Raw genomic sequence first — 11,995 nt, 5'->3', positions numbered from 1 at the left:
ATGACCCCCACCAACGCCCCCCAGGATGTTATCGTCATCGGTGCCGGCATCATCGGCATCTCGACCGCGCTGGAACTGACCCGTCAGGGCCACCGCGTGCAGGTGCTGGACCGGGCCGGCGTCGCGGAAGGGGCTTCGGCGGCCAGCGCCGGGGCCTTCGCCTTCACCGACATCGTGCCGCTGGCCACACCGGGCATCATGCGCAAGGCCCCGAAATGGCTGGCCGACCCGCAAGGGCCGCTGTCGATCCCGCCCGCCTATGCCTTGAACATTGCGCCGTGGATGCTGCGGTTCTGGCGGGCCAGCTGGCGCGACCGCTATGAGGCCGCGCTGTCGGCCCAGGCCCGGCTGATGACCCATTCCCGCGCCGCACTGGAACGCCAGGTCGCCGATGTGCAGGGCGAGCCCCTGATGCAGCGCGACGGCCAGTTGCAGCTGTATGAAGGTGCGCGCGAGTTCGAGGCCAGTCGCGAGGGGTGGGAACTGCGCCGCCGCCACGGCATCGCCTTCGACCTGCTCGACAGCCCCGGCGCCATTGCCGAGATCCAGCCGGGGCTGGACCCACGGTTCACCCATGCGGCCTTTACCCCGGACTGGCTCAACACCGTCGATCCGAAAACCTGGGCTGAACATCTGGCCGCGACCCTGCGCCAGCGCGGGGGCACGATCACCCAGGCCGAGGTGCGCGCCCTTCAGCCCGGTCCCGACGGCGTAACAGTGCAGACCGATGGCGGCCCCCGCGTCGCGGCACAGGTGGTCGTCGCTGCCGGGGCCTGGTCACATCACCTGGCGCGGACCCTGGGCGACCGTTTCCCGCTGGAGACCGAGCGCGGCTACAACACCACCCTGCCGCCGGGGGCCTTCGATCTGCGCACCCATCTGACCTTCGCGTCGCATGGCTTCGTGGTGACCCGGATCAACGGCGGCGTGCGGGTGGGCGGTGCCGTGGAACTGGGCGGTCTCAAGCTGCCGCCGAACTATCGCCGCTCCGAGATCCTGCTGCGCAAGGCCGCCAGCTTTCTGCCGGGGCTGCGCACCGAAGGTGGCACCCAATGGATGGGCTTCCGCCCCTCGATGCCCGACAGCCTGCCGGTGATCGACGCCTCCCCCCGTGTGCCGGGTGTGTTCTATGCCTTCGGTCACGGCCACCTTGGGCTGACACAGGCCGCCGGCACCGCCGAGCTTCTGGCCGCCCTGATGCGCGGTGCCCCGCCGCCGCTGTCCCCGCAGCCCTATTCCGCCGCCCGTTTCTGAAAGGACCGCTTCCGTGAAGATCACCAAGCTCAACGTCTATCAGGTGGGCCTGCCCCTGAAGGAAGGCCGCTACAACTGGTCGAACGGCAATTTCGTCGAAGTGTTCGACAGCACCGTGCTGGAAATCCAGACCGACGAAGGCTTGTCGGGCTATGCCGAATGCTGTCCGCTGGGCTCGGCCTATCTGCCGTCCTTCGCGCTTGGCGTCCGCGCCGGGCTGGCAGAGCTGGCACCGCATCTGATCGGGCAGGATCCGCTGAACATCGGGCAGATCAACCGCACCATGGATGCCGCCCTGCGCGGCCATCCCTATGCCAAGGCACCGGTGGATATTGCCTGCTGGGATCTGCTGGGCAAGGCCACGGGCCTGCCGCTGTACGTGCTGTTGGGCGGCGCGGCGCAGGACGACGTGGTGCTGTATCGCGCCATCAGCCAGGAAGACCCAGACACCATGGCCCGCAAGATCGAAGGCTATGCCGCCGAGGGCTATACCAAGTTCCAGCTCAAGGTCGGCGGTGACGCCAATGACGATATCGAGCGTATCCACGCCACCCGCGCCGTGCTGAAGCCCACCGATCTGCTGGTCGCCGATGCCAACACCGGCTGGACCCGGCACGAGGCCGCCCGCGTCGTCGGGGCCATCGCCGGGCTGGATGTCTATGTCGAACAACCCTGCCTGACCTACGAGGAATGCGTCTCGATCCGCCGCCGCACCCCCCTGCCCTTCGTGTTGGACGAGGTCATCGACACCCCCAACACGCTGGTGCGCGGCATTGCCGAGGATGCAATGGATGTCGTCAACCTGAAGATCAGCAAGGTCGGCGGGCTGAGCCAGGCCCGGCTGATGCGCGACCTTTGCGTCGCCCATGGCATCCCGATGACCATCGAGGACACCTGGGGCGGCGATATCACCACCGCCACCATCGCCCATCTGGCGCGTTCCACCCCGGCGGAGTTCACTTTTTCGGCCACAGATTTCAACAGCTACGGCACCGTGGCCATCGCCTCGGGCGCGCCCGAACGGGTCGATGGCCGGATGACAGCCGCCGACCGTCCGGGTCTGGGCATCACCCCGATCTTCGACACGCTTGGCGATCCTGTCGCCAGCTATTCCTGAGGCCCGGCCCCATGCGCAGCAACAAGACCATCCATGTGATTTCGGCCCATGCCGAGGGCGAGGTCGGCGACGTGATCGTCGGCGGCGTCGCCCCACCGCCCGGCGACACGCTTTGGGCGCAGCGCGATTTCATCGCCCGTGACGAAACCCTGCGCAACTTCGTGCTGAACGAACCGCGCGGCGGCGTGTTCCGTCATGTCAACCTGCTGGTGCCGCCGAAGCACCCCGAGGCCGACATGGGCTTCATCATCATGGAACCGGAATACACCCCGCCGATGTCGGGCTCGAACTCGATCTGCGTCTCGACGGTGCTACTGGACGGGGGCATCCTGCCGATGACCGAAACCGAAACCCGGCTGACGCTGGAAGCGCCAGGCGGGCTGGTGCGGGTGCGCGCCGAGTGCCGCAATGGCAAGGCCGAACGGATCTTCGTCCAGAACGTGCCCAGTTTCGCCGGCCAGATCGGCGCCGCGCTGGACGTGCCGGGGCTGGAGCGTCTGAGTGTGGACACCGCCTATGGCGGCGACAGCTTCGTGGTGGTGCAGGCCGCCGATCTGGGGCTGGAGATCACCGAAGCCAACGCCCGCAAGATCGCGCAACTGGGCAACCGGATCGTGGCCGCGGCAAACGACCAGCTTGGATTCGTGCACCCCGAGAACCCGGATTGGGCGCATATCTCGTTCTGCGCCTTCTGCGGGCCGCTGGAACAGACCGCCACCGGCCTGCGCGGGCGTTCGGCGGTGACGATCCAGCCCGGAAAGGTCGACCGTTCGCCCACCGGCACCGCGGTTTCGGCGCGCATGGCGCTGATGCTGGCCAAGGGCGAGATGACGGCGGATCAGGAGTTCGAGGCGATCTCGATCATCGGATCGCGCTTCACCGGGCGGGTGGCAGCGCAGACCACCGTGGGCGGGCGTCCGGCCATCGTGCCCGAGATCAGCGGCCGGGGCTGGATCACCGGCATTCACCAGCACATGCTGGATCCCGACGATCCCTGGCCCGGTGGCTATCGGTTAAGCGACACCTGGGGGGTGTGACCCACCGTGCCGCGCCCGGCGTGCGTCCTGCACGCCGGGACACCCGCGCCTAGCCCAGCAGGGCCAGCAGGTCGCGGTGCAGTCCTTCGGATATTTCCACATAGCCCCGCGCAAGATTGCGGGCGCGGGCGGCATAGCGGCGCTGCGATGGCAGACGCGCACCCTGATCGACGATATCGGCAAACAGGCGTTCGGCGCGGGCATCGTTGGCCTCGGCCGTCCCGCCCGAGAACTGATCGGGATCGAAGGCAAGGATGATCTGCCCGTGATAGGGCGCTGTGCCATCGGCCCCGGCCGCAGCCTGGCTTTCCTTGCTGGTCAGGTCGTCGATCAGCGGGCCGGCCATCAGTTCGATCATGATCGACAGGGCCGATCCCTTGTGTCCGCCGAAGGTCAGCATCGCACCATCCAGCGCCGCCTGCGGGTCGCGCGTCGGGTTGCCGTCCCGGTCGATGGCCACCCCTTCGGGCAGTTGCTTTCCGGCGCGCTTGTAAAGCTCGATCTCGCCGCGCGCGAAGCCGCTGGTGGCGAAGTCGAAGGTGAACGGCGTCTGGCCCTGACGCGGCCAGCTGAAGGCCAGCGGGTTGGTGCCAAGGGTGCCGCGCCGCCCGCCGGCCGGAGCCACCCAGGAATGACTGGGCACCATCGACAGCCCGGCCAGCCCGGCGCCCGCCAGATCCTCGACCTCGGGCCAGAGCGCCGAGAAATGGAAGCAGTTGTTCACCGTCAGCGCCGCCATGCCGTGGGCCCGTGCCTTCTCGATCAGCAGGGGCAGCCCGGCCTGCACCGCCAGCAACGACATGCCGTCCCGCGCGTCGGCCCGCACGATGGCATTGTCCGACGGGGTGATCTGCGGCGCCGCTGCCCCGTCGATCTTGCCGTCGCGCATGGTCGCCGCGCACATGAGCAGCCGGAACAGACCATGCGACTGGCAGTCGTCCAGTTGGCAGCGATAGAGCATCTCGGCAATGGCCCCGGCATGGGCCGCGTCATAGCCGCTGTGGGTCAGAACGTCGGTCGCAAGGCCGCGCACCTCGTCCAGGGTCAGTTTGGTTTTCGGCTCCATCCGGGCCTCCACTTTGCTGTTTGTATACGGGATACATCATCCCTCCCGCCAATACCATCCCATTTGCCGAAATCCCGTGCCGTTTCACGCTTGAAAATCCTAGGTAAAATTCTTATTGTATCCAAAATACGGAAAACAACGCTGCAAGAGGCCGCCAATGGCAAGCACCCGTGCTGTCAAGAAAAACACCCTTCCGGACATCATTGCGGACGATCTGCGCGAACGAATCCTCAGCGGTGAGCTGGCTGAAGGCGAGACCATCCGGCAGGAGAACCTGGCCGTGGAATACGACGTGTCGCGCATGCCGATCCGCGAAGCGCTGAAGCGGCTGGATGCCGAGGGGCTGGTGCAGTTCACCAACAATCGCGGCGCCACCGTGACCAAACATTCCCTGCGCGAGATCGCCGAGATCTTCGACCTGCGCATGTTGCTGGAGGTCGATCTGTTCCGCCGCGCCATCCCGGCCATGACCGACGCGGATTTCAGCCGTTGCGACGAGATTCTGGTGGCGATGGAATCCTCCTATGACGCCGATGACGTGGGCAAATGGGGGTCGCTGAACCATCAGTACCATTCGGCCCTCTACGCCGCCGCCGACCGGCGGCTGACCAATGACGTTCTGCAAGGGGTCAGCGTGCATTCCGACCGCTATGTCCGGATGCACCTGAGCGTCATGAAGCAGCGCGAGCCCGCCAAGAAAGAGCATCGCGACCTGCTGGCACTGGCCCAGGCCCGCGACATCGAGGGTGCCTGCGCAATGCTGACCTGGCATATCACCCGCACCAAGGAGGCCCTGCTGGCGCTGGTGGCGGAAAACCGCGCCTCCTCTGCCGAAGACGCCACCGCCTGACACCGCTGCCCACCGACTTCGGAAAACCGGTTGCACGACCCTCCGGGGCACTCGTATCCACGCTAAGATCATCGCACTCCACTGCTTACACAAGACAGAGGCCACACCATGTTTCACCCTCACGGAAATCACCTGATCGCAGGCAACTGGGTTGCCGGAGACGATCGCTTCCCGTCCGAGCCCGCCACGGGACCGTCGTTTGACTATTCCGTTGGCCGCGTGTCCGACGTCGACGCCGCCGCCCAGGCCGCCGAAGCGGCCTTTGCCAGCTATGGCTATTCCAGCCGCGAAAGCCGGGCGGCTTTCCTGAACACCATCGCGGATGAAATCGAGGCCCGCGCCGACGACATCACCGCCATCGGCAGCGCCGAAACCGGCCTGCCCGAAGCGCGCCTTCAGGGCGAGCGCGGGCGCACCACCGGCCAGTTGCGTCTGTTTGCCGAGCATATCCTGAAAGGCGACTACCTGGACCGCCGCCATGACGAGGCCCTGCCCGATCGCGCGCCGCTGCCCCGCCCCGAACTGCACATGATGCAGCGTCCCATCGGCCCGGTCGCGGTCTTCGGCGCCTCGAACTTCCCGCTGGCGTTCTCGACCGCGGGCGGCGATACCGCCGCCGCGCTGGCCGCCGGGTGCCCGGTGGTCGTCAAGGGTCACAGCGCCCATCCCGGCACTGGCGAGATCATTGCCGAAGCCATTCACGCCGCCATCCAGAAATGCGATGTGCATCCGGGGGTCTTCAGCCTGATCCAGGGCGGCAATCGCCAGGTGGGCGCGGCCCTTGTGCAGCATCCGATCATCAAGGCCGTGGGCTTCACCGGTTCTCTGGGCGGGGGCCGCGCGCTGTTCGACCTTTGCGCCAGCCGTCCCGAGCCGATCCCCTTCTTCGGCGAACTGGGCTCGGTCAACCCGATGTTCATCTTCGACGCGGCGCTTTCGGCACGCGGCACCGAGATTGCAAAGGGCTGGACCGGATCACTGACCATGGGCGCGGGGCAGTTCTGCACCAACCCCGGCATCGCCGTGCTGCGCGCCGGACCCGAGGCCGAAGCCTTCATTGCCACCGCGACCGAAGCATTGAATGCCACCGCACCGCAGACCATGCTGACCGATGGCATCGCCAGTGCCTATCGCGCGGGCCAGCGCCGGGTCTCGGCCACCGCCGGGGTGCGCGAAGTCCTGACCACCAGCTGCGATGCGCGGGAGGCGGCACCCTATCTGTTCGTCACCGACGCGAAAACGTGGCTGGCCAACGAGGTGCTGGCCGAGGAGGTCTTTGGCCCGCTGGGTCTGGTCGTCACCGTCGAGGATGCCGACCAGATGCGCGCCGTCGCCGAGGCGCTGCAAGGGCAGCTGACCTGCACCCTGCATGTGGACGACGGTGACACCGCCGTCGCCAGCACCTTCATGCCGGTGCTGGAGCGCAAGGCCGGGCGGGTTCTGGCCAATGGCTTCCCCACCGGGGTCGAAGTGGCGGACTCCATGGTCCACGGCGGCCCCTATCCGGCGTCCACCAACTTTGGCGCCACATCGGTCGGCACCCTGTCGATCCGCCGCTTCCTGCGTCCGGTCTGCTACCAGAACCTGCCGGCAGCGCTTTTGCCCGAGGATCTGCGCTGATCCGCGCCGCGATCTGACCCCGACACATTGCAAAGGCCCGGCACCCCAATGCCGGGCCTTCTGCTGTTCTGGCCAGGGAATGCGCGCAGGGCTGGCCAGACAAGACCTGCGCAACAGGTCCGACCCGGCCGGACGCTCGGCAAACTGCTGCCGAAACGAAAGGTGCCCGGCTTTCCAGCCGGGCACCTTGCGCATTTCCATTCCGCGATTCGCGCGAAACTTCGGAAATTATTATTCGAATGTCTGCAGGTACGCGATGACGTTCTGAATTTCTTCATCCTTGCGCAGACCGGCGAAGGACATCTTGGTTTTCGGGATCAGGTCCTTGGGCTTCGTCAGATAAAGCGTCAGGGTCGGCTCGTCCCAGGTCAGGCCACCTTCTGCCAGTTCCAGCAGGTTGTCCGAATACTTGAAGCCTTCGACCTGGCCGGCGGCACTGCCGACGATGCCGTTCAGCTCGGGTCCGACCTTGTTTTTGGCGCCTTCGCCGACCGCGTGGCAGGCTTTGCACTTCTTGAACACTTTTTCACCGGCTTCGGGGTCGCCGTCTGCCATCACGGGCAGGGCAACAGCGGTGGCCAGTGCGGCGACCATAGAGAGAAGTCCTGATTTCATTTCGATTCCTTTCGCTTCAGATCAGGGTCTCAAGGATGGTATCGGGAAAACCTCCGATCACAACCTTGATCAGTTCGGGCTCCAGAAGGCAGCATGCCGTCGAGAGACCATCGGCCAGCGCGGCTGTGCGCGCGCTCACCGATATCAGGGTGCGGCCTTCGACCGAACCGCCTGTACGTGGGTCAATGATATGGCCGATTTGGCCCGCCGGGTCCAGAACCGTTCCCAGCGGGGCCGAGGTCGCAAGAGCGCGATCCGCAAGGGTTATCCGGCGCACGATGGTGCCATCGGGGGTGGCGATCCCGGCGGTCCAGGGGGTGCCGCCCGTCTTGACGCCGCGGGCTCGGACCTCGCCCATGTCGATCACGGTATCCGCGTATCCGCGCGCCGCCAGCAGCGTCGAAATCCGGTCGGTGATATAGCCCTGCGCGATCCCGTTCAGGGTCAGCGCCATGCCCGGACGCATGAAGCGCACCGCATCGCGGTCAAAGCGCAGATGCGCCCATCCGGTGCGGGCGCGGGTCGCGTCCAGCGTTTCGGCATCCAGCCCTGGCCCGTTGGTCTGCGCCTCGGCCAGCGCCTGCCAAAGCGGCTGCACCGTCGGATCGAAGGCACCATCGGTGGCCTGGTTCAGGCTGGCGCTCAGGCTCAGCACCTCCAGCAGCTCCGCCGGGGGGGTGGTCAGCACCCCGTCGCGGTTCAGCCGCGCCAATGCGCTGTCGGGGCGATACAGGCTGAAGATGTCCTCAAGCCGCGACAGTTCCGCCTCGACCTCGGCAAAGATCGCACGGGCCTGATCTTGCGTCACGCCTTCCAGCCGCATCGACGCCGGGGCGCCAAGGGCGATCCCCTGCCATGTGGCATGGGCTCCGGGGGTTGCGGCAGCGGCGGGCAGGGCCACGGCCACGGCGGAAACGGCCAGAAATCGGCGGCGGGACAGAATGGGGGTCATGAGGGTTGCTCCAGAACAGAGTCAAGATCGACCGGGCCGATGGCCGCGTGGTCGGGAATGTCTTCGAGGGAATGAATCTCGCCGCCATATTGCGCGACGAAGGCTTCGGCGCCGTCGCGCGCGGCAAATGGCACGATCTCTGGGGCACCCATGCCGCCCGCGACCCCGGCATCCACAACGAAGAACGCGGTCTTCGCGTCGGTCCAGTTGTTCTCGCCGGGCAATGCCCAACTGGCCGCAAGCGCCATGTCGCTGACATAGACGGCGGTGATCGGGGCATCGCGTTCGGGGCTTTTCAGATAGGCGACCAGATCACGCACCTGCGCGAAGAACAGCGGGTCGGGCATTCCTTCCAGGTGAACCTGCCCCTTGGGACCGCCGTGTTCGGCAACATTCATCTGGCAGAAATGGCTCAGCGCGGCTTCGGTCATCGCCACCGGAGGCGGCGCTTCGGCCACCTCTTCGCGGCAGGCGGGCAACAGCAGCAGCAGGGCAAGGATCGGGGCGGCTCTCATGGTTCCAGCCTCCGGAACGCGGCCCAGGCCAGACCGAAGGTGATCCCCAGCCACAGCACGATGGACAGCGGCGCGGCCCAGGTCGGCAGGCTGCCCGCCACCCCGGTCATCCCGGTGGTCAGCGCCACCCCGTCCGAGGCCGCGACATTCCACAGCCGGAACGCATCCGCCGGGTTGGCCACCATCACCCACGGGAAGAAGGTGGTTGTGAAGACGCCGCCGCTGTCCAGCACCACGGCGCCCAGCAGACCCAGATCATAGAGCACGACAAATACCAGCCACAGCGCCGCCGCCGCCCCCGCCGCCGCAGCAGGACTGCCCGCAAGCGCCGACAGGAAATGCCCGAAGGCCAGGAACACGCCGCCCAGCAGGATCGAGGTGCCGATCAGCCGCAACAGGGCCGCAAGGCTTTCCGGCGAAGTGCCGCCGGTCAGACCGGCCGCTGCCCCGGCGATGCCGAAGCCCACGGCCAGGGCGAAACTCAGGGCGGCCAGTTGCGCAAGGTATTTGCCCAGCAGGATCTCGCCACGCCCGGCCGGATAGCTCAACAGCAGCGCCAGCGTGCCGCGTTCGGAATCCCCGGCGATGGCATCAAAGCTCATCATCAGCGCCAGCAGCGGCGCCAGATAGACCGACAGGGTGGTCATCGAGGCCACCGAAACCAGCAGACGGTCGGCGCCCAGCGACCCCGTCGGCGCGCTGCCGGCAAAGGTCAGGGCCAGCGCGAACAGCACCATGATCAGCGTGGCCAGGAACAGCCAGCGGTTGCGGCGCAGGATGGTCATCTCGCTGCGGGCCACGGCCAGAACGCGCGCGGTCATTGTTTGCCCTCCTGCGCATAGTGCCGGTACAGGTCTTCCAGTCCCGGCGGTGTCATCTCGATATCCTCGACCCGGTCCGGCATGCTGGCAAAGCGCCGCAACGCTTCCATCTTGGTGTCGGGGGCGCATTCCACGTCCACCGACGCGCCGTTGACGCGGGTGCCGCCGGTTTCGGCGGCCATCTGGTCGGCCAGCCCGCCACGCACCACGATCCGCAGCCGCGTCGGCAGCCCGGCCCGGCGCGACAGGTTGCGCAGGGTGTCATTGGCCACCAGTTCGCCCTGCCGCAGAATGGCGATGCGATCGGTGCGGGCCTCAACCTCGGTCAGCGCGTGGCTGGCAATCAGCACCGCCGTGCCCTGTGCGGCCAGTTCGTCGATGATCGTGTACAGATCCTGGCGCGAGATCGGGTCGAGCCCGCTGGTCGGTTCGTCCAGCAGCGCCACCGCCGGTTTGCCCAGCATCACCTGCGCCAGCCCCAGCCGTTGCCGCATCCCCTTGGAATAGGTGCGAATGCGGCGGTCGGCGGCATCCGCCAGCCCGACCCGTTCCAGCAGGCCCGCCACCGGGCCGGTGCCGGTGCCGGCCAGCCGGGCAAACAGCGACAACTGCTCGCGTCCGGTCAGGGCACCGTGAAAACTGACGGCTTCGGGCAGAAAGGCGGTGGCCAGACGCGCCGCGCCGCTTCCCGGCACCGAACCGGCAACACGCACGGACCCGCCATCGGGCGACAGAAGCCCCAGCGCGATCTTGATCATTGTGCTCTTGCCGGCGCCGTTGTGGCCCAGCAGCGCCACGCGCTCGCCAGCGGCGACCGACAGCGACACGTCGCGCAGCACCGGACGGCCGCTGCGCAGCTTGGTGAGGCCGTCGATTTTCAGGACCTCATGGGTCATGGGAAATCTCCTTGCCGTTGGTGGTCAGCTCGGGCGGCTGCATCAACGGATAACTGTCGATCACGCCGCCGGGCAGCAGCGCCGGGAAGGCCGATTGCGACCAGCGCACCAGTTGCACCGCCGGTGACCCCAGCAGCAGTTTTGCCGCCGGTTGGGTCCACAATACATGATCCATGCTGTCATTGGGACGGAATGGCACATCCGAAACCCCGTCGCCATTCAGGTCATAGGCCGCCAGATCGCTCCAGAAGTTGCCGCTGCCGTCCTCGGACCATTCCACCCAGCGGGTCGAGACGTATTTGACTTGCGTCCGGTTGCCGATGAAAGCATTGCCGACGATGCGGTTGCCGTCCGACCCGGCGGTGAAATGGATGCCGATGCCGCAGCCCTCGAAGTGGTTGCCGGTGAAGATGTTCTTGTTGGAATTGTAGAGAAACGCGCATTTCTCCTTGGTGCCGCGCACGTAGTTGCCGGTGATCTCGCTGTTGTTGGCGTAGTTCATCATCACGCCATGCTCGCGGTCACCGATTGAGATGTTGTCGGCCACCTTGACGCGTTTCGAGAACATCACAGCATACCCCAGATCGTTGCCGATCGAGGTGTTGCCGGTCACTTCGGAATTGTTCGCGTACATGTAGTGCACCGCGAAGCGCAGATCGCGGAACAGGTTGTTGCGGAAGATGTTCTTCTTCGAGGAATTGACGAAGATGCCGTCGCGGCCGAACTGGATGTCATTGTCCTCGACCACCGCCCCGGGCGCATTCCAGACGTAGACGCCGTTGCCCCGGTCATTGACGCGGCGATCCTGCCGCCCGACGATCCGGTTGCCGGCGACAAGGGCGTCGCGCGCGCCGTGAATGTCGATGCCGTACAGGTTCTCGATCAGCGTGTTGTCGCGGATCTCGGCGCCCACGGCGCCCTCGGTCAGCTTGATGCCAGAGTCGATGGTTTCGTGGCTGGAGCCAGAACCCACCACCTTGATGCCGCCGACGTAGACGCCCGGCGCGGTCACGGTGATGACGCTGCCCTGCCCCTGCCCGTCGATGACGGTGCCGGCGAGCCCTTCCAGGCGGATGGGGCGGTCAAGAACCACGGTTTCGGTATAGGTGCCGGGCCGCAGGCGCAGCGTGTCGCCCTGCGCGGCCCGGTCCAGTGTTTCGCCAATCGCGCCCGGGTGCACCGGCACATCCCACTCGGCCGCGAAAAGCGGCGTGGCAAGACAGACCAGAACAACCCAGAGCGCGCGCATGGC

Annotated in this window: 12 protein-coding genes; 5 read left to right on the top strand and 7 right to left on the bottom strand. The window is 66.6% G+C overall.

Annotated elements, in window-relative coordinates:
* The 3 genes from H8B03_RS08655 to H8B03_RS08645 are packed head-to-tail and all read left to right on the top strand — an operon-like array spanning nt 1 to nt 3,408.
* Nucleotides 1-1,254 (top strand): FAD-binding oxidoreductase, encoded by a 1,254-nt coding sequence (locus tag H8B03_RS08655; RefSeq protein WP_193141342.1) that lies wholly within the window; start codon nt 1-3, stop codon nt 1,252-1,254.
* A 13-nt stretch (nt 1,255-1,267) separates the two neighbouring features.
* Nucleotides 1,268-2,371: a cis-3-hydroxy-L-proline dehydratase gene (locus tag H8B03_RS08650; RefSeq protein ID WP_193141341.1), complete on the top strand. Its 1,104-nt coding sequence runs from the start codon at nt 1,268-1,270 to the stop codon at nt 2,369-2,371.
* Nucleotides 2,372-2,382: 11 nt separating this feature from the next.
* Nucleotides 2,383-3,408, top strand: coding sequence for a proline racemase family protein (locus tag H8B03_RS08645; protein ID WP_193141340.1), 1,026 nt, complete (start codon nt 2,383-2,385; stop codon nt 3,406-3,408).
* Nucleotides 3,409-3,457: 49 nt separating this feature from the next.
* On the opposite strand, the gene H8B03_RS08640 is transcribed toward H8B03_RS08645, so the two are convergent.
* Nucleotides 3,458-4,474 carry an Ldh family oxidoreductase gene (locus H8B03_RS08640; RefSeq protein WP_193141339.1) on the bottom strand — a complete coding sequence of 339 codons (1,017 nt, stop codon included), beginning with the start codon at nt 4,472-4,474 and terminating at the stop codon, nt 3,458-3,460.
* A gap of 157 nt (nt 4,475-4,631) precedes the next feature.
* Between H8B03_RS08640 and H8B03_RS08635 the strand changes: the two genes are divergently transcribed.
* On the top strand, nt 4,632-5,324 hold the full coding sequence (locus H8B03_RS08635; protein ID WP_193141338.1) for a GntR family transcriptional regulator: 693 nt from the start codon (nt 4,632-4,634) through the stop codon (nt 5,322-5,324).
* A gap of 108 nt (nt 5,325-5,432) precedes the next feature.
* Complete coding sequence (locus H8B03_RS08630; RefSeq protein WP_193141337.1) at nt 5,433-6,944, top strand: aldehyde dehydrogenase (NADP(+)); 1,512 nt, start codon at nt 5,433-5,435, stop codon at nt 6,942-6,944.
* A 231-nt stretch (nt 6,945-7,175) separates the two neighbouring features.
* Here the strand turns inward: H8B03_RS08630 and H8B03_RS08625 are convergent, their stop codons facing one another.
* Genes H8B03_RS08625 through H8B03_RS08600 form a run of 6 tightly spaced genes read right to left on the bottom strand, consistent with a single transcriptional unit; the run spans nt 7,176 to nt 11,992 of the window.
* Nucleotides 7,176-7,559 carry a cytochrome c family protein gene (locus H8B03_RS08625; RefSeq protein WP_193141336.1) on the bottom strand — a complete coding sequence of 128 codons (384 nt, stop codon included), beginning with the start codon at nt 7,557-7,559 and terminating at the stop codon, nt 7,176-7,178.
* A 16-nt stretch (nt 7,560-7,575) separates the two neighbouring features.
* A complete protein-coding gene (locus H8B03_RS08620) occupies nt 7,576-8,511 on the bottom strand; it encodes an FAD:protein FMN transferase (RefSeq protein ID WP_193141335.1) in 936 nt (311 codons plus the stop codon).
* Nucleotides 8,508-9,026, bottom strand: a complete 519-nt coding sequence (locus H8B03_RS08615) for a nitrous oxide reductase accessory protein NosL (protein ID WP_193141334.1) — start codon at nt 9,024-9,026, stop codon at nt 8,508-8,510. The genes H8B03_RS08620 and H8B03_RS08615 overlap by 4 nt, the downstream gene beginning before the upstream one ends.
* Nucleotides 9,023-9,847 carry an ABC transporter permease gene (locus tag H8B03_RS08610; RefSeq protein WP_193141333.1) on the bottom strand — a complete coding sequence of 275 codons (825 nt, stop codon included), beginning with the start codon at nt 9,845-9,847 and terminating at the stop codon, nt 9,023-9,025. The genes H8B03_RS08615 and H8B03_RS08610 overlap by 4 nt, the downstream gene beginning before the upstream one ends.
* Nucleotides 9,844-10,743 (bottom strand): ABC transporter ATP-binding protein, encoded by a 900-nt coding sequence (locus H8B03_RS08605; RefSeq protein WP_193141332.1) that lies wholly within the window; start codon nt 10,741-10,743, stop codon nt 9,844-9,846. Before H8B03_RS08605 ends, H8B03_RS08610 begins: the two co-directional genes overlap by 4 nt.
* Complete coding sequence (locus H8B03_RS08600) at nt 10,733-11,992, bottom strand: nitrous oxide reductase family maturation protein NosD (RefSeq protein WP_193141331.1); 1,260 nt, start codon at nt 11,990-11,992, stop codon at nt 10,733-10,735. Before H8B03_RS08600 ends, H8B03_RS08605 begins: the two co-directional genes overlap by 11 nt.
* Between the last annotated feature and the right edge of the window lie 3 nt (nt 11,993-11,995).

Origin of the sequence: Meridianimarinicoccus sp. MJW13 (genome assembly GCF_014901205.1) — a bacterium.
Taxonomy (GTDB): Bacteria; Pseudomonadota; Alphaproteobacteria; order Rhodobacterales; family Rhodobacteraceae; genus Meridianimarinicoccus.
This window is presented reverse-complemented; position numbering and strand designations above follow the sequence as displayed.

Bases quoted from the DNA above. Each gene is read 5' to 3' on its own strand.
- H8B03_RS08605 (WP_193141332.1), bottom strand. From the start codon at position 10,743: ATGACCCATGAGGTCCTGAAAATCGACGGCCTCACCAAGCTGCGCAGC.
- H8B03_RS08645 (WP_193141340.1), top strand. From the start codon at position 2,383: ATGCGCAGCAACAAGACCATCCATGTGATTTCGGCCCATGCCGAGGGC.
- H8B03_RS08630 (WP_193141337.1), top strand. From the start codon at position 5,433: ATGTTTCACCCTCACGGAAATCACCTGATCGCAGGCAACTGGGTTGCC.
- H8B03_RS08615 (WP_193141334.1), bottom strand. From the start codon at position 9,026: ATGAGAGCCGCCCCGATCCTTGCCCTGCTGCTGCTGTTGCCCGCCTGC.
- H8B03_RS08655 (WP_193141342.1), top strand. From the start codon at position 1: ATGACCCCCACCAACGCCCCCCAGGATGTTATCGTCATCGGTGCCGGC.
- H8B03_RS08635 (WP_193141338.1), top strand. From the start codon at position 4,632: ATGGCAAGCACCCGTGCTGTCAAGAAAAACACCCTTCCGGACATCATT.
- H8B03_RS08640 (WP_193141339.1), bottom strand. From the start codon at position 4,474: ATGGAGCCGAAAACCAAACTGACCCTGGACGAGGTGCGCGGCCTTGCG.
- H8B03_RS08600 (WP_193141331.1), bottom strand. From the start codon at position 11,992: ATGCGCGCGCTCTGGGTTGTTCTGGTCTGTCTTGCCACGCCGCTTTTC.
- H8B03_RS08610 (WP_193141333.1), bottom strand. From the start codon at position 9,847: ATGACCGCGCGCGTTCTGGCCGTGGCCCGCAGCGAGATGACCATCCTG.
- H8B03_RS08620 (WP_193141335.1), bottom strand. From the start codon at position 8,511: ATGACCCCCATTCTGTCCCGCCGCCGATTTCTGGCCGTTTCCGCCGTG.
- H8B03_RS08625 (WP_193141336.1), bottom strand. From the start codon at position 7,559: ATGAAATCAGGACTTCTCTCTATGGTCGCCGCACTGGCCACCGCTGTT.